Below are 15,979 nucleotides of genomic sequence, written 5' to 3' on the forward strand. Positions count from 1 at the left end.
GCCATGGAACTCAGCTCTCTCGTCGCGGTCTTCGACTCGGCCCTGCGCCTCTCGATCCCGCTTCTTGCCGCCTGCCTGGCCGGGCTCTGGTCCGAGCGCTCGGGCGTGGTGGATATCGGCCTTGAAGGCAAGATGCTGGTGGCGGCCTTCGCGGCGGCGGCGGCAGCCTACGCCTTCGGATCGGCCTGGGTCGGCCTGATCGCCGGCATCGGCGCATCCGTGGTCTTCGGTCTGATCCACGGCTTCGCGTCCATCAGCCAGCGCGGTAACCAGATCGTCTCGGGCGTCGCGATCAACATGCTGGCGGCGGGCTTGACCGCCATCGTGGGCAATGCCTGGTACAACCAGGGCGGACGCACGCCGCCGCTGGAGGGCGACCAGCGCTTCGCCGATGTGATCTTCGGCCATTCGGCGCTGGTCTATGTGGTGCTGCTCGCCGTGCCGGTCACCTGGTTCGTGCTGGGGCGCACCCGCTTCGGCCTTCGCCTGCGCGCCGTCGGTGAGAACCCCGCCGCCGTCGATACGGCGGGCATTTCGGTCACCGGCCTGCGCTACACCGCCGTCGTCATCGGGGGCATTCTCTGCGGCATCGGCGGCACCTATCTCTCCGTCGGGCAATCGGCGGGCTTTTTGAACAACATGACGGCCGGCAAGGGCTTCATCGCGCTCGCCGCGTTGATTTTCGCCAAATGGCGGGCGTGGCCGGCGCTCGGCGCGTGCTTCCTCTTCGGCCTGCTCGATGCCATCGCCATTCGCCTGCAGGGCATTTCCCTGCCGGGAATCGGCGAAGTGCCGGTTCAGGCCATTCAGGCACTGCCCTATCTCATGACGGTCATCCTGCTCGCAGGCGTCATCGGCAAGGCGATCCCGCCGCGGGCTGCGGGCGTGCCCTATGTGAAGGAGCGCTGAGCATGGCATCGTTGGACACCCTGTTCGAAGCCGCCAAGTCGATCCAGGCCAAGGCGTATGCGCCGTATTCGCGCTTCAAGGTCGGCGCCGCGATCGCCACGCCCGACGGCAGGATCTTTGCCGGCTGCAACGTGGAGAACGCGGCATATCCGGTCGGATCCTGCGCCGAAGCGGGCGCCATCTCGGCCATGATCGCGGCTGGCGAGAGCCGCATCGCGGAGATCGTCGTGATGGGCGAGGGCGAGCATCTCGTCACACCCTGCGGCGGCTGCCGCCAGCGCATCCGGGAATTCGCCGCTCCCGACACGCCCATTCACATCGCGGGTCCCGAGGGGATCCGGAAACGCTTTACGCTCGACGAGCTGTTGCCCTTCTCCTTCGGGCCGGACAATTTGACGGATCGTTGAGTTGGGTCCGGGATCGATTGCGACAATGAGAGGAAGGTCCGTGGTTCGGGCCTGAAACGATGACGATGCACCAGATGATTCAGGAAGCGGCCGCATTCGTGCGCGCCCGCGGCTTCGACGGCCATTTCGATGCGGCTTTCGTGCTCGGCACGGGGCTCGGCACGCTCGTCGATGAAGTGACGGACGCGGTAAGCCTGCCTTACTCCGAGATTCCGCATTTTCCGAGGAGCGGCGTCTCCGGCCATGCAGGCAAGCTCGTCGCCGGCACGCTCGAAGGCAAGCGGGTGCTGCTGTTTCAGGGCCGCGCGCATTACTATGAGACGGGCGATGCGGGGGCGATGCGCCTGCCCGTCGCTGTCGTGAAGGAACTCGGCATTCCGGTCTTCGTTGCCACCAACGCCGCAGGCTCCGTGCGTGCCGACATCCGCCCCGGAAGCCTCGTGGCGATCAGCGATCACCTCAATCTCTCGGGCGGCAATCCGCTGCTGCGCGATCACACGGAAGGGCGCTTCGTCTCGCTCACCAACGCCTATGACGCGGACTTGCGCCAGGTGCTGCAGCACGCGGCGAAGAAGAGTGGCATCGTGGTGCCCGAAGGCGTTTATGCCTGGCTGTCCGGCCCGAGCTTCGAGACGCCGGCCGAGATCAGGATGGTGCAGATCCTTGGCGGCGATCTCGTCGGCATGTCCACGGTGCCGGAAGTGATCCTCGCGCGCTATTACGGCCTGAAGGTCGCCGCCATCTCCGTCGTCACGAACCTTGCTGCCGGGATCGAAGGCGCTTCGCCCTCGCATCAGGAAACCAAGGACACGGCGGCGGAAGCGTCGGAGAAGTTCAAGCGTCTCATTCGGTCCTTCGTTGCGGAGCTGTCCCATGTCTGATGCGCAAATAGCCGAGCGCGCCCTTCGTAGTCTCGATCTCACCGATCTCACCGACAACTGCACGGATCAGGCCATCGATGCCCTGTGCAAGAAGGCGCTCGATCCGCGCGGGCCGGTGGCGGCCGTGTGCGTGTGGCCGCAATTCGTCAAGCGCTCGCAGGAAAATCTCAGAGGCTCGCCCGTGCGCATCGCCACGGTGGTGAATTTTCCCGCCGGCGGCGAGGATGTGAGCCGCGTCACGGACGATACGCAGGAGGCGCTGTCCGACGGCGCCAACGAGATCGATCTCGTGCTGCCCTACGACGCCCTGCGCCGAGGCGATGTTGCCGTTGCCTCCGAGATGGTGGAGGCCGTGCGTGATCTCGTCGATCACGGGCGCCTGCTCAAGGTGATCCTGGAAACGGGCGAGCTGAAGGATCCGAAGCTGATCGAGCAGGCGAGCCGCCTCGCCATCGACGCGGGTGCGGACTTCATCAAGACCTCGACGGGCAAGACACCGGTTTCGGCGACGCCCGAGGCGGCCGAGATCATGCTCAATGCCATCAAAACGTCGGGCAAGCCCGTCGGCCTCAAGCCCTCCGGCGGCATCCGCACCGTGACTGACGCGAAGATCTATCTCGACCTCGCCGACCGCGTCATGGGGCCGGGTTGGGCGACGCCGCGGACATTCCGCATCGGGGCGAGCAGCGTTTACGACACGCTGATCGCCGCCATCGAAGGACGGGCCGGGACAGCGGCCACTGGTACTTACTGACATGACGCTTCTTCCGCAGGAAATCATCCGCCACAAGCGCGACGGCGGCGCCCTCGATGCCGAGCATATCGAACACTTCATCGAGGGCCTCACGGCAGGCCGCGTCACCGAGGGCCAGGCGGCGTCCTTCGCCATGGCGATCTTCTTCCGGGGGCTCTCCGTGCCGGAGCGCGTGGCGCTCACGCGCGCGATGATGAATTCCGGAACGGTGCTCACCTGGGACCTGCCGGGTCCGGTGCTCGACAAGCACTCAACGGGCGGCGTCGGCGATACGGTCAGTCTCGCGCTCGGTCCTGCCGTCGCGGCCTGCGGCGGCTACGTGCCGATGATTTCTGGGCGCGGTCTCGGTCACACGGGCGGCACCCTCGACAAGTTCGATTCCATTCCGGGTTATGTCACTCAACCCGATATCGACACGTTCCGTCGTGTCACGCGTGCAGTAGGCTGCGCGATCATCGGCCAGACGGCCGATCTCGCGCCTGCGGACAAGCGCCTCTACGCCATCCGCGATGTGACGGCGACCGTGGAATCCATCGATCTCATCACCGCGTCGATTCTTTCGAAGAAGCTGGCCGCAGGGCTGCAGGGCCTCGTGATGGACGTGAAGTTCGGATCCGGCGCCTTCATGGACAATGCGGACGATGCGCGAAAGCTGGCCGAGAGTCTGGTGCTCGTCGCCAACGGAGCGGGCCTTCCCACGAGCGCGCTTCTCACGGACATGAACGAGTCGCTGGCCTCCGCTGCCGGCAACGCGGTCGAGATGGCCTATGCGGTCGACTACCTGACGGGCCGTCGCCGCGAAAAGCGCTTCCATAAGGTGACGGTGGAACTCTCCGCCGAAATGCTGCTGCTCGGCAAGCTCGCCGTGACCATCGAGGATGCGCGCGAAAAAATCGAGCATGCGATCACCTCCGGCAAGGCGGCTGAGATTTTTCAGCGCATGGTGACCGCGCTGGGCGGCCCAAGCGATTTTCTGGAAAAACACAAGACGCACCTGCAGGCGGCTCCCGTCGTGCGCGCCGTTCACGCCGAGCGCTCCGGGACCGTACAGAAGGTCGCCGCGCGTGCGATCGGCGTCGCCGTCGTTGCCCTCGGCGGCGGCCGCACGCGTCCGCAGGATCCGATCGACCATGCGGTGGGACTGACGGAACTCGCGGCCATCGGCGAGATGGTCGATGCGCAACGTCCGCTCGCCATCGTGCATGCACGTAGCGAGGAAGCCGCCGAGGCGGCGGCGCGCGCCGTTCGCGCCGCCTACACCATCGGTGACGGCAAGGCCGCTCCCGGACCCGCCATCCTGGAACGGATCGGAGCAACCGCATGAGCCTTCTCGTTGCCGTCACCTGGGAGACGCAGCCCTGGGTCGAGCGTTTCACTCGCCATCTGCCCGACCGGGACATCGTCGTCCTGGGCGAGGATTTCGACAGGAGCGCCGTTCGCTATGTGGCGACCTGGGGGCCGAAGCCGGGAAGTCTTTCTGGGCTTCCCAAGCTAGAAGCGATCTTCTCGCTCGGCGCAGGCGTCGATCACCTGATGAGTTATCCGGACCTGCCCGACGTGCCCATCGTGCGCGTGGCGCAGGACGATCTCACCCATCGTATGAGCGAATACATGGTGCTGCATTGCCTCATGTATCTGCGCGAGCAGCGCCGCTTCGACGAGGACCAGAAGGCGAAGCGCTGGAATCCCGACCGCGCTCCTCCAATTGCCGGGGACGTGCGCGTCGGCATCATGGGCTTCGGCGTGCTCGGGCAGGATGCGGCGCGCAAGCTGAAGGAGATGGGCTTCGACGTCGCCGGCTGGAGCCGAACGCCGAAATCCGTCGAAGGGTTCGAAGTCTATGCGGGCGACGAGGGTTTGACGCCGTTCCTCAACCGCACCGACATCCTCATTGCTCTCATGCCGCTCACGCCCGAGACGAAGGGCATCCTCAACCGGTCCCTGTTCGAGAAGCTCGCGCGCGACGGCAGGCTCGGTGGACCGGTCCTGATCAATGCGGGGCGCGGCAAGCTGCAGGTGGAATCCGATATCCTCGCCTGTCTCGACGACGGTACCCTGATGGCTGCCACGCTCGACGTGTTCGAGACCGAACCCCTGCCGGAGAGCTCACCGCTTTGGACGCACCCGCGCGTGACGATCACGCCGCACAACTCGGCGACGAGCGAACCGGAAGCGACGGCGCGCTACATCGCGCAGCAGATCCGCCGTCATGAGGCCGGAGAGGCGTTCGAGAACGTGGTGGATCGGACGCGCGGGTATTGAGGACGGTTTCCGCAATTCGCCGTCATCACCGGCCTTGTGCCGGTGATCTCGATCGGAAAGGCACGGCGCTTCACCATATCGGGATGGCCGGCACAAGACCGGCCATGACGTGAGGAGGTGGTGCATCGCAATCATTCCGGGTTCGGCTCTCCCGAGCCGCCCCGGAATGACAGCGCTGTCAACCTACCCGCTTGATCGAACTGATCGGCCCGTAGCTCGTCCTGCGAATGCGCTCCTCGGCAGCAGCCAGCGGCTCGATCATCACGGTCATGCTGTGGCCGGTGGCGTGGATGAAGTTGGTTGCGTCCATCATCAGCCCTACATGGCCCTTCCAGAACACGAGGTCGCCGCGCCTGAGGCCGCTCAGATCCGGCTTCACCTCGACGGGAGATCCAAGCTCGCGCTCCTGCATGTCGCTGTCGCGCGGGGCCTTGATGCCGGCGGCCGTCAAGACGGTCTGGGCGAGCCCCGAGCAGTCGATGCCGAGGCTCGTCTTGCCGCCCCAGAGATAGGGCGTGTGCAGGAAGCGCTCGGCCACGCCCACGTAATCCGTCTCAAAAGCATCGAGACCGCTCAGGTGCGCGGCGAAGACCCAGCCGCCGGTGGCCAAGCGCGCGTAATTGCCTTCCGCTTCCGTGACAGCAACCTTGGAATTCAGCGTCAGGTAATCCTGAAAGGGCAGCTTCAGGTTGGGGCCGGGATAGACGAAGGTGCGGACGGCACTGACCTTGTGGGTCGGTTCCGGTCCCGGCTGGCCGAGGGCGTCGCTCGGCAGGTACCCTACATAACCGTCATGGTGGAGCTGCACCCAGGCCCAGCCCTCATGCTCGTCGTAGACGGTCACGCTTTCCCCGAAGATCGCCTGCGTGTCCACGGGCGCCTCGCGGGACGGGTGGCGGTGCAGGGGCGAGAAGGTCGCGACGACGCGCTTGACCGTACCGGCCGTGAAGCGCTCGGCCGTGACCTGCCCGCGCAGGCGCTCATCGGCGAGATCCTCACGGACGGGCGTGATGCGGCGGTCGAAACTCATCGGGGCAACTCCTGAACGATCATGCCGTCTTTCTAATCTCTTCGGTGGCACAAGGCCATTGGCTCATGAACCGTAGCGCTCCTTCAGGAGAGCGTACATGGCGCGCGCCGCCTGAACCTCGCCACCCTCGGGACGCGCGGGCTTGGTCGAGCTGTTCCAGGCGAAGATGTCGAAATGCACATGGGCCTTGGCCGACGACACGAAGCGGCGCAGGAACAGGGCCGCGGTGATCGATCCGCCCATCGGCCCGCCCGTGTTGTTCATGTCGGCGAACTTGGAATCGAGCTGGCTCTGATAGGGCGCCCAGAGCGGCATGCGCCACACGGGGTCGTTCACTGCCGTGCCATGGCGGGCAATGTCGGCGGCGAGCGCATCGTCGTCGGTGTAGAACGGCGGCAGCTCGGGGCCGAGCGCCACGCGGGCCGCGCCCGTCAGCGTCGCGAAATCGACGAGAAGGTCCGGGCTCTCCTCGTCCGCCAGCGCCAGGGCATCGGCCAGGATCAGCCGGCCCTCGGCATCCGTGTTGCCGATCTCGACGCTGATGCCCTTGCGGCTCGGCAGAATGTCGCCGGGGCGGAAGGCATTGCTGGAGATGGAATTCTCGACGGCGGGAATCAGCACGCGCAGGCGCACCGGGAGCTTGGCGTCCATGATCATGGAGGCCAGCGCGAGGGTTGCGGCCGCGCCGCCCATGTCCTTGCGCATGAGTAGCATGGACGAGGCGGGCTTGATGTCGAGGCCGCCGGTATCGAAGGCGACGCCCTTGCCGACGAGCGTGATGCGCGGCGCATCCGCCTTGCCCCAGGTGAAATCGATGAGACGCGGCGGAATGGCCGATGCGCGCCCGACCGCATGGATCATCGGAAAGTTCTGCTTGAGCAGATCGTCGCCGACGATGCTGGTGAAGGAAGCGCCATGCTTCTCCGCGAGCTGACGCGCCGCCGCCTCGATCCCGTCCGGGCCGAGATCGCTGGTCGGCGTGTTGACGAGATCGCGGCTCGTCACGACCGCGTTGGCGATGTGCGAGACTTCCTCGGCATCGACGCCTTCGGGCACTACCAGGCGAACAGCTTTCTCGCGGCGTGTGCGGTAGCGGCTGAAGCTGTAGCTTCCGAGCAGCCAGGCGAGGGTGGCGAGCGTCGCGTTCGGCGCATCCGTCTCGAAGCGATAGATGCCGTCCGGCAGGAGGGTCGGAAGCTTGCCGACGAGAAACGGATCGTTGTGTTTTGCATCGGCGCCATTGAGACCAAAGACGATGCCCGTGAGGCCGCCATCGGCATCCGGCAGCAGGCAATGGCTCCCGGCCTTGCCTTCGAAGCCTTGGGCCTTCGCGAAGCCCTGCGCCAATCGCGGGAGCTGTCCCGCAATCTCTGGCCAGGTCTGCTCGGTCACGAGCCAGACCGGCTTCGAGGCGTCGGTCGCGGAGGCGAGAAGAGGATGGGGCATCGGCTTTGACCTAACGATGGAAGAATTGGGAGCAGGATTAAATGGGTGATGGCATGCGCGTCATCCGATCGCATGCTCGCGCACGATGCGTGCAAGACCTGCAATGAGCGCGTGCTGCATGTCCTTCGTCTTCGCCTCGATGCCGTGGCGCTTGAGCGCATGGATGTAGAGCTCCGCGCGTTCCGGTGCGGCCAGGATCGTGACGGAGGAGGGGCGGCCGAACTGCGACAGCGCGCCGTTGATCTCGTCGCCCGTCAGCAGCCCGGAGAGGTAAGGCGCCAGCAGATTGCTGTTCATCCGCCCCGAGACCACGGACGCGCGGGCGCTGAACAGGAGATGCAGCAGGCCGACCCTGTTCTCGCCGCTGTTGCGGTCCGCCGCATCGAGGCCGAGATCGAAACCCTTCGGGTCTTCCGGCTCGGTGGCCGGGCGGCCGATCATGGAATGCTCGCGCAGCAGCGCATACATCTCGCCTGTCATGTAGGTGGCGAAGCGCTCGATGCGCCCGTTCTTCATTTCGATCCATTTCGGATGCGTGCCGGCCGAGCAGATCAATCCGTTCTCGATCCCGGCGCCGAGAACCAGCGTTTCCTCGCCGCGCATCACGTCGGCGGCACCGGGCGCGGGCTCGCAGAACAGGCCGGGGATGATGTATCCCTTGCGGCCGTTCTCCAGATCCACAGGCGCGAGCGCTCGGGCGATTTCGGCCGGGCCCGCGGGGCAGACGGCATAGGGCGCTTCGACCCAGCCCTCGCGGCTCCCCACCATGCCGACGAGAAGAACCGGAGCGTCCGGTTCCGCCTTCAGCCAATGTCCGCACTGGCGCAGGAACACATCGCGATGCTGGCCCCGTCGGAGGGCCGACACGCCCTCATCCGACGAGACCTGATCGAGAATGGTCTCGCCCTCGATCAGATAGCCACGGAAGCGGGTCGTTCCCCAATCGGCGACGATGAAGCGCAAGGCTGATGATCCCCGGTTAACGCGTTCCGTACATCCGGTCGCCGGCATCGCCGAGCCCCGGCACGATATAGCCGTGGTCGTTGAGGCGCTCGTCGATGGATGCGGTCCAGATATGCACGTCGGGATGCGCGCCGCGCAGCTTCTCGATGCCCTCGGGTGCTGCGAGCAGGCAGACGAAGCGCAGGTCCTTGGCGCCGCGCTCCTTCAGCCGGTCGATGGCGGCAACGGCCGAGTTCGCGGTCGCCAGCATCGGGTCGAGCACCAGCACCATGCGGTCGGCGAGGTCGGACGGAGCCTTGAAATAATATTCTACTGCCTGGAGCGATTCCGGATCGCGGTAGAGGCCGATATGGGCGACGCGTGCCGCCGGAACCAGCGTGAGCATCCCGTCGAGGAAGCCGACGCCGGCGCGCAGGATCGGAGCGAAGACGAGCTTCTTGCCGGCGATCTGCGCGCCTTCCATGGTGGTGAGCGGCGTCTCGATCTGGATGCGCTCCATGGGCAGGTCGCGGGTGACCTCGTAGCAGAGCAGCATGCCGATCTCGTTGAGGAGCTGGCGAAAGCCTTTCGTCGAGCGTTCCTTGTCCCGCATCAGCGTCAGCTTGTGCTGAACCAGCGGATGATCGACCACGGTAACGCCCTGCATGTTCTTATCCTCTTTGATCGTCGTATGCTGATTCATCTAAAGCATCGGACGTGAATGCGAAGCCATTCGATGTTTCAAGGTTTTGGTTTTGCGCATCTTTTCACGCAAACCCGGTTCCCGCTTTTGGGTTCGGTGCTCTAGAACACCGTCCCGTCGCTGATCACGCTGAGGGGAGGCGAGCCGTCGCCGCGCTTCTCCCTCGCGAGCCTGCGCCCCGTCGCCCAGGTGCCGCCTTCGAGCACCTTGGCGAGAGGGAAGTCCTTCGCGGCGAATCCTAGCTTCGTGCGGATCGGTTCGGCAATGCGGTCGAGAAGGGCCACGGTCAAGGCCCGCCATTCCACCACGAGCTCGGAATCGACCGCGTGGGGACGGGCTGCGTCCGCCGGATCCTTCAGGGCGATCACGCCCGTGTCGAGAAAAAGCCCCCCGTTGCGATATTCGGGCAGGCCCGTGAGGCCGTCGATGTCGACGACGGTGAAGCCCGCCCATTCGAGCGGCTCGATCAGTGAATAGGAGAGCCACTGGGACAGCTTGTGGAAGGGGATCAGCCCCTTCGTGACGTCCGGCGCTTCGACCAGGGGATGGCGCCAGGTGTCGCCGAGATCGATGCCGCCGAGCGTGATGCGGCCCGGCCAGATGGGACCGAGATGGGTGAGGAGGGCTTCCAGAATCGCCGTCGCCTTGATGCTGTCGTCTTCGGCCGTGGCGGCGATGACATCGACGAGACCGCCCGGTCTCGGATCGTCGACCTGTCCGAAAATGTCGGGATTCGTCGCAACCACGCGTCCGAGGCGGTTGAGCAGGGCGGCGCGGCCCTCGAGGCCGACGAGCGGATTGTCGGCCGAGACCTGGAAGCCTTCGGCCAGATCCTCGGGCGTGAGCGTCATCAGCACATCGGCATCGACTCGGAAAGGATCCTCCGGCCTGCTGGAAAAGGCGCCGCTCACGAACATGTCGAAGCTTGCGACCGCCAGGCCTTCGGACCGGTTATAGGTTTCGCCCGTGCGTCCTTCCTCGTAGCGCCATTGCGCCCCCGCGCCCGCATCGAGCAGAACGGACACGATGGCGAGATCGAAGGCGGCGCGGGCCATGTCGGCGGCGGTTCCCCAGGGCGCGCCGTGCATCACCGCATCCCAGCGGTCGTGGCCGCCGGCGGAGAAATGGCGCCAGCGGGCATGGAACGGGATATCGAGGGAAGGATAGGCCTCGCGGATCGTCTTCACGACCTCGTCGGCGCAAGCCTCCAGGTGGTCGAGATCGACCGAGAAGTGCTTGAGGCGGCCCTCGAGCCCGGCCTCGAGGAGCTGATGCGACCGCTCCCGCACCGCTGCGGCAGTCAGCAGGCTTCGGGCGGCTTCGGTCTCGGAAGACGATTCAGGCTGGTCGGTCACGCAGGGCTCCGGTGCTCTCGGGTCGGGAGCGATAGCATAGTATCGGCCGAGCGCAGCATCCCGGCGCTCGGCCGTTTGACGAGAAGGTTAAAGGCCAAGCGTCAGAACCGCTCCAGGTCGCGGCCCTTCACCTGCGTCAGCTCGGCCGGGTCGGGCGCGCCGTCGGGCGTGTAGTAACCGGCGGCCTTCTTGGCCTCCAGCTCCACCTGCGCATCCGGCGGCACGAGCTCGGCCGGGATCGGCACGCGCTCCACCACCTCGATGCCGGAGTCGGTAATGGCGTCGTACTTCATGTTGGACATGGACATGAGCCGGTCGATGCGGCGGATGCCGAGCCAGTGCAGCACATCCGGCATGAGCTGCTGGAACCGTGCATCCTGCACGCCGGCCACGCACTCGGTGCGCTCGAAATAGGTGGCGGCCTGATCGCCGCCCTCCTGGCGCTTGCGGGCATTGTAGACCAGGAACTTGGTGACTTCGCCGAGCGCACGGCCTTCCTTGCGGTTGTAGGCGATCACGCCGACGCCGCCCTCTTGCGCCTCCCGGACGCATTCCTCGATGCCGTGCACGAGGTAGGGTCGGCAGGTGCAGATGTCGGAGCCGAACACGTCGGAGCCGTTGCACTCGTCGTGGACGCGGCAGGCGATGCGGGTCTTGGGGTCGCTCAGGCGTGAGACGTCGCCCACCACATAGACTGTGGTGTTGCCGATGGGCGGCAGGAAGACGTTCATGTCGGGCCGCGTGACGAGTTCCGGGAACATGCCACCCGTCTGCTCGAACAGGGTGCGGCGCAATTCGCCCTCGGAACAGCCGAACCGTTGCGCGATGCCCGGCAGGTACCAGACGGGGTCGACCGCGATCTTCGTGACCGAGATGTCGCCCGAATCATGCAGGAAGCCGCCATCGGCCTTGAGCCGCTTCGCTCCCATGGCGGAGAGGATTTCGGGCATGTTGAGCCGCGCCTTGGTGACGGCGATGCTGGGCCGGATGTCGAGGCCGCCGGCGATCTCGTCCTTGTAGATCTCGCCGACCATATGGCCCCAGGGATCGAGGGACACGATCCTGCCGGGCTCGAACCATTGCGGATGCGGGCCGATCTCGGCAGTCGGGTGCGTGTTGTGGAGATCCGGTCGCGCCAGCGGGTTGAGGGCCCGGGCCGAGATGGCGAGCGCCCGGTACAGGGAATAGGAACCACCATGGGCGCCGATCACGTTGCGGTCGGCCGGATTGGTGACGGTGCCGATGATCGGGCCACGCTCCTTGGGATCCTGTGCCCCCCATTTGATCGGATGCTTGATGGTGCCTGCGTTCGGCTCGGGGTGGGAGGTGAGCCGGATATGGGTCGAGCGGTTAGGCGAGCTCATGAACGATCTTCCACGCAAAAACGGGAAGACTCCCTCAACGGATCGTCGGAGAGCCTCCATACGATCTGTGGAAGACTGATCCAAAGTTTCGGTGCCGTCAATGGCGCCCGCCGAGGGTGCGGCAGCTTGGCTCTTTTTGAGGATGTGGCGCAATTGTCCTTACGTCATCACCGGCCTTGTGCCGGTGATCCCGATGACCTGAAGCGCCGAGCCTCATCGGATCGGGATGGTCGGGACAAGCCCGGCCATGACGCGGAGGATTAGAGCCAAGACCTCCCCTTGCCCGGATTCCTCACCCCCAGATGCTCCAGCACGCTCGCCCCGATATCGGCAAAGCTCTCCCGCCGCCCGATGGCTCCCTGCGCCATACCCCGCCCGAAGCTCAGGATCGGCACGTGCTCGCGAGTATGGTCGGAGCCGCGCCAGGAGGGGTCGTTGCCGTGGTCGGCGGTGATGATGACGAGGTCGCCGTCCTGAAGAGCAGCCTCGATTTCAGGGACACGCCTGTCGAACGCCTCCAGGGCGGCGGCATAGCCGGGAATGTCGCGGCGATGGCCGAACTCGCTGTCGAAATCCACCAGGTTGGCGAAGACGAAGCCGCCGTCGGGCAGGTCCTGCAGCGCCGCGATCGCGGCGGACAGGCAGGCATCGTTACCGTTGGGTTTCACCTCCTTGCCCGTCGAGCGATGGGCGAAGATGTCGCCGATCTTGCCGACGGTGACCACGGAGCGGCCCGCCTTCGCGAGCGTGTCGAGGATGGTGTCGGCGGGTGTCGGCGTGGCAAAATCCTTGCGATTGCCGGTGCGCTTGAAGCCCGTCTCGGGCGAGCCGATGAAGGGGCGGGCGATCACGCGGCCGATCTTGTATTCGTCGCAAAGTTCGCGGCCGATCCGGCAGAGATCGTAGAGCCGCTCCAGCCCGAAGGTTTCCTCGTGGGCCGCGATCTGCAGCACGCTGTCGACCGAGGTGTAGACGATCGGCTTGCCGCTGCGCATGTGCTCGGCGCCGAGCTCGTCGATGACGGCGGTGCCCGAGGCATGCTTGTTGCCGAGGATGCCGGGGAGGTTGCCGCGCTCGATGAGAGCGGCCGTCAGTTGCTCCGGAAAGGACGGGATCGTGTTGGGGAAATAACCCCAATCGAAGGTGACGGGAACGCCCGCGATCTCCCAATGGCCCGAGGGCGTATCCTTGCCTTTAGAGGTCTCGACGCCATAGCCCCAGGCGCCTTTCAGCGCGCCCTTCGGGGCCAGGTTCGGCGGCATGCGGCCCGTCGAGGCCTCGCAGGCAAGTCCGAGGCCGAGCGCCGTCATGTGCGGCAGGTCGAGTAGGCCCTGGCGCAAACCGGCCTGATCGCCACGGCCCGCGGCGCAGGCTTCGGCGATGTGCCCGACCGTATCGGCCCCGGCGTCGCCATAGGCAGCCGCGTCCTCCGCCCCGCCGATACCGACGGAATCGAGCACGATGAGTAGAGCGCGAGGCATGAATTCTCCTTCGGTCATGAGACCAGGCCAGTGGTTATAAGCGATCAATGCGATGGAGGCGACAGGCCGTTTGGATGGCTCCGGATGGGGCGTTCCTGAACGAAAAAGCCCCGGCGGTTTCCCGCCGGGGCTTGGATCTGGGGTTCTTCGGAACTTAGACGATGAAGAAGTGGTCGAAGGTCAACTTCAGCTTCTTGGAGAGCGTCGCGATCGTCTCCTGCCCGCCGGCCGCCGAACCGTTGGAGTCGTACCAGAGCACGCCCTTCTTCGAGTCGTAGCCGACATAGTCGTTGCCGTCCTTGGCTTTGTCGCCGAGCACGAAGTTCGCCTTCTTGAGCTTTACCGGGCTGGCCAGGGAACCGGCCTTGCCGAGCTTCTTGAAGATGGCGTTGTCGAGGTAGATCACATCCTCGCCGACCTTGAAGTCGGTGATCTTGTCGACGTTCGACTTGCCGAGCTTCGTGCTGAACACGAAGGCGTCCTTGCCGAGACCGCCGGTCAGCGTGTCCTTGCCGAGCTTACCGTCCAGGATGTCGGCGCCAATGCCACCGATGAGCTTGTCGTTCTTCTTGGCACCGTCCACGCTCTCGGCGACGTCGGTCACGCCGACGACAAATTCCTTCTCGAACGAGAGGTTGCCGGCATCCGTGACCTTCACCTTGATCTTGTGCGAGGCCGCCGTCTCGTAGTCGAGCTTGGAAGCATCGGCCACCACGATCTTGCCGTTCTCGATCTTGAACGCGCCGCCGGCATTGTCGGAGAGCGAGAAAGTGAAGCTGTCGCCCAGATCGGGATCGAAGGCGCGCAGGTCGCCCACCACGGTGCCCGCCACGGAGTTCTCGGCAACTGCCGACTTAGACAGGGTGATGTCTGTCGGAGCTTCGTTGACGTTGCCGACAGCGACGGTGATCGCCTGCGTGAAGCTGGCCCCGGCAGCGTCGGTCACCTTGATGTTCAGGGTGAAAGTGCCGTTCGGATAGGCTTCGCGGTCCAGCACCGTGCCGGCCTTCAGTTTGAGGGTGCTGAAGCCGTCTTGATCGGCGACGATCTCGAAGGGCGAGTTCTGATCGATGATCTGGAAGGTATGAGAGTCATCATCATCCCAATCGGTGGCGACCAGGGCACCGATGATGCGACCGGCTTCGCCGAGTTCGTCCAACGCGATAGCGGTCGTAAAAGCGTCATCGTCAATGTGCACTTCCAAGCCTGTCGGCGCATGGTTTTCGTGGGGCGGCACATCGACGTTGACCGTGACCTGTTGCCAGACGGACAGATGGCCGGCGCCCGAATCCGTCGACTTGATCCACAGGGTCTGAGCGCCGCTGAGCGCTGCCAGGAGACCGGCATTGCGAACCACGAGCTTGCCGGCATCGTTTCCGGTGCCGATCGCGAAGGCGCTGTTCGTGACCAGGGTGTCGAGGCCATCGCCGGTGACAATCGCGTAGGTATGGGTGTCCCCTACATCCTGATCGATCGTGCGCAGGGCCTGGAAGGCGGTGCCGGTGGGGGCGTTCCGCCAGACCGCAGTGGTGACATACCCGCCGTGCCAAAGTCGATGGCTGTCGGAGCTTCGTTGACGTTGCTTACATTGACCGTGATCGTCTGCTCATAGGTCAGGCTGGGTCCGTCGACGACTTCTGCCTTGATCTTGAAGGTGAAGGTGCCCCCCGGAAAAGCCTCGCGGTCGAACGCGACCTTCTGCACGAGTCGGTCTTCGGAAATCTCGAACAATTCCGCGAGTGCGTCGGCATCCGGGTTTCCGGGGCCTCCCGCCGCGACCAGGGTATAAGTGTACCCTACGTCATCCCCACCCGTCTGGAGGATGTCGCCCAAATTGAGCGGATCGGCATTTTCGGTGATGGCGAGCGTCGTCTGCGCGTTCACGGTGATGCTCGTCGGTCCGTCGACCACGTTGTCTACTATGCAGTCAATCGGTCGGACGGTGGTGTTGTCTCCGGTTAAGCTGTTGTCGGTGACCTTGATGTCGAAGTTGTCGACGCCCGAGCCCTCAAAATCAAGGGTCTGACCATCTTTCAGCTTGAAGAAGAACTTCCCGGCATCGGCGCCCGTGCCGTTTACAATTTCGAATGGCACGACAGCCAGTTGATCAGGTTCCAATGGCTTTACGAGAGACACAGTGTAGCTGTGGTCCGGATCGAAGCCGTCGAACACGACCTCGCCGATGATCCGTCCAGGTTGGCCGTTCTCAAGAATATGGATATTTGTAGCGGGACTGGCGTCGCCGACCTTGATCTTGATGTTGGATGGCGCGGCGAGTGTCGAATACGACATGAAGGTGTCTCTGATACCGAAAGTGATTAGCTCTATCTTTGATATGATATATTGTTAAATATCCGTTACGTCAATCATCATTGGCATGGAAGGCCGGCTCGATCCTGTAGAACCGTTAAGGCCTGCTGTCTGCCGCTACTGCTGGTCGGCGAA

The 15,979-nt window shown here is 64.8% G+C and carries 15 protein-coding genes; 6 read left to right on the top strand and 9 right to left on the bottom strand.

The window, feature by feature from the left end:
- Positions 1-3 precede the first annotated feature (3 nt).
- The 6 genes from DDF70_RS09640 to DDF70_RS09665 are packed head-to-tail and all read left to right on the top strand — an operon-like array spanning position 4 to position 5,213.
- Positions 4-909, top strand: a complete 906-nt coding sequence (locus tag DDF70_RS09640; protein ID WP_114944658.1) for an ABC transporter permease — start codon at positions 4-6, stop codon at positions 907-909.
- Between the two features lie 2 nt (positions 910-911).
- Positions 912-1,316, top strand: coding sequence for a cytidine deaminase (locus tag DDF70_RS09645; protein ID WP_114944659.1), 405 nt, complete (start codon positions 912-914; stop codon positions 1,314-1,316).
- Between the two features lie 59 nt (positions 1,317-1,375).
- Positions 1,376-2,197: a purine-nucleoside phosphorylase gene (locus tag DDF70_RS09650; protein ID WP_281024354.1), complete on the top strand. Its 822-nt coding sequence runs from the start codon at positions 1,376-1,378 to the stop codon at positions 2,195-2,197.
- Positions 2,190-2,951 carry a deoxyribose-phosphate aldolase gene (gene deoC / locus DDF70_RS09655; RefSeq protein ID WP_114944660.1) on the top strand — a complete coding sequence of 254 codons (762 nt, stop codon included), beginning with the start codon at positions 2,190-2,192 and terminating at the stop codon, positions 2,949-2,951. The genes DDF70_RS09650 and deoC overlap by 8 nt, the downstream gene beginning before the upstream one ends.
- Before the next feature lies 1 nt (position 2,952).
- The gene (gene deoA, locus DDF70_RS09660) at positions 2,953-4,275 is read left to right on the top strand and encodes a thymidine phosphorylase (RefSeq protein ID WP_114944661.1); all 1,323 of its coding nucleotides are present in this window, start codon (positions 2,953-2,955) and stop codon (positions 4,273-4,275) included.
- Complete coding sequence (locus tag DDF70_RS09665) at positions 4,272-5,213, top strand: 2-hydroxyacid dehydrogenase (RefSeq protein ID WP_114944662.1); 942 nt, start codon at positions 4,272-4,274, stop codon at positions 5,211-5,213. Before deoA ends, DDF70_RS09665 begins: the two co-directional genes overlap by 4 nt.
- Positions 5,214-5,391: 178 nt before the next feature.
- On the opposite strand, the gene DDF70_RS09670 is transcribed toward DDF70_RS09665, so the two are convergent.
- The 9 genes from DDF70_RS09670 to DDF70_RS09710 form a co-directional block, all read right to left on the bottom strand.
- Entirely contained in the window at positions 5,392-6,243 is an 852-nt protein-coding gene (locus DDF70_RS09670; RefSeq protein WP_114944663.1) for a C40 family peptidase, read from the bottom strand.
- A 63-nt stretch (positions 6,244-6,306) separates the two neighbouring features.
- Entirely contained in the window at positions 6,307-7,689 is a 1,383-nt protein-coding gene (locus DDF70_RS09675) for a leucyl aminopeptidase family protein (RefSeq protein ID WP_114944664.1), read from the bottom strand.
- Between the two features lie 60 nt (positions 7,690-7,749).
- Entirely contained in the window at positions 7,750-8,652 is a 903-nt protein-coding gene (locus DDF70_RS09680; protein ID WP_162820318.1) for a 2-dehydro-3-deoxygalactonokinase, read from the bottom strand.
- A gap of 16 nt (positions 8,653-8,668) precedes the next feature.
- A complete protein-coding gene (gene upp / locus DDF70_RS09685; RefSeq protein WP_114944741.1) occupies positions 8,669-9,298 on the bottom strand; it encodes a uracil phosphoribosyltransferase in 630 nt (209 codons plus the stop codon).
- A 137-nt stretch (positions 9,299-9,435) separates the two neighbouring features.
- Positions 9,436-10,689, bottom strand: coding sequence for a URC4/urg3 family protein (locus DDF70_RS09690; protein WP_114944666.1), 1,254 nt, complete (start codon positions 10,687-10,689; stop codon positions 9,436-9,438).
- A gap of 101 nt (positions 10,690-10,790) precedes the next feature.
- Complete coding sequence (locus DDF70_RS09695) at positions 10,791-12,053, bottom strand: GTP cyclohydrolase II (RefSeq protein ID WP_114944667.1); 1,263 nt, start codon at positions 12,051-12,053, stop codon at positions 10,791-10,793.
- A 260-nt stretch (positions 12,054-12,313) separates the two neighbouring features.
- Entirely contained in the window at positions 12,314-13,534 is a 1,221-nt protein-coding gene (locus tag DDF70_RS09700; protein ID WP_114944742.1) for a phosphopentomutase, read from the bottom strand.
- Between the two features lie 154 nt (positions 13,535-13,688).
- Complete coding sequence (locus DDF70_RS09705) at positions 13,689-14,891, bottom strand: cadherin domain-containing protein (protein WP_114944668.1); 1,203 nt, start codon at positions 14,889-14,891, stop codon at positions 13,689-13,691.
- Between the two features lie 101 nt (positions 14,892-14,992).
- Entirely contained in the window at positions 14,993-15,826 is an 834-nt protein-coding gene (locus DDF70_RS09710; RefSeq protein WP_114944669.1) for a hypothetical protein, read from the bottom strand.
- Between the last annotated feature and the right edge of the window lie 153 nt (positions 15,827-15,979).

The organism is Microvirga calopogonii (genome assembly GCF_003347665.1).
GTDB classification, from domain to species: domain Bacteria; phylum Pseudomonadota; class Alphaproteobacteria; order Rhizobiales; family Beijerinckiaceae; genus Microvirga; species Microvirga calopogonii.

Bases quoted from the DNA above. Each gene is read 5' to 3' on its own strand.
- DDF70_RS09665 (WP_114944662.1), top strand. From the start codon at position 4,272: ATGAGCCTTCTCGTTGCCGTCACCTGGGAGACGCAGCCCTGGGTCGAG.
- DDF70_RS09650 (WP_281024354.1), top strand. From the start codon at position 1,376: ATGACGATGCACCAGATGATTCAGGAAGCGGCCGCATTCGTGCGCGCC.
- DDF70_RS09700 (WP_114944742.1), bottom strand. From the start codon at position 13,534: ATGCCTCGCGCTCTACTCATCGTGCTCGATTCCGTCGGTATCGGCGGG.
- upp (WP_114944741.1), bottom strand. From the start codon at position 9,298: ATGCAGGGCGTTACCGTGGTCGATCATCCGCTGGTTCAGCACAAGCTG.
- DDF70_RS09645 (WP_114944659.1), top strand. From the start codon at position 912: ATGGCATCGTTGGACACCCTGTTCGAAGCCGCCAAGTCGATCCAGGCC.
- deoC (WP_114944660.1), top strand. From the start codon at position 2,190: ATGTCTGATGCGCAAATAGCCGAGCGCGCCCTTCGTAGTCTCGATCTC.
- DDF70_RS09670 (WP_114944663.1), bottom strand. From the start codon at position 6,243: ATGAGTTTCGACCGCCGCATCACGCCCGTCCGTGAGGATCTCGCCGAT.
- DDF70_RS09695 (WP_114944667.1), bottom strand. From the start codon at position 12,053: ATGAGCTCGCCTAACCGCTCGACCCATATCCGGCTCACCTCCCACCCC.
- DDF70_RS09640 (WP_114944658.1), top strand. From the start codon at position 4: ATGGAACTCAGCTCTCTCGTCGCGGTCTTCGACTCGGCCCTGCGCCTC.
- deoA (WP_114944661.1), top strand. From the start codon at position 2,953: ATGACGCTTCTTCCGCAGGAAATCATCCGCCACAAGCGCGACGGCGGC.
- DDF70_RS09675 (WP_114944664.1), bottom strand. From the start codon at position 7,689: ATGCCCCATCCTCTTCTCGCCTCCGCGACCGACGCCTCGAAGCCGGTC.
- DDF70_RS09710 (WP_114944669.1), bottom strand. From the start codon at position 15,826: ATGTCGTATTCGACACTCGCCGCGCCATCCAACATCAAGATCAAGGTC.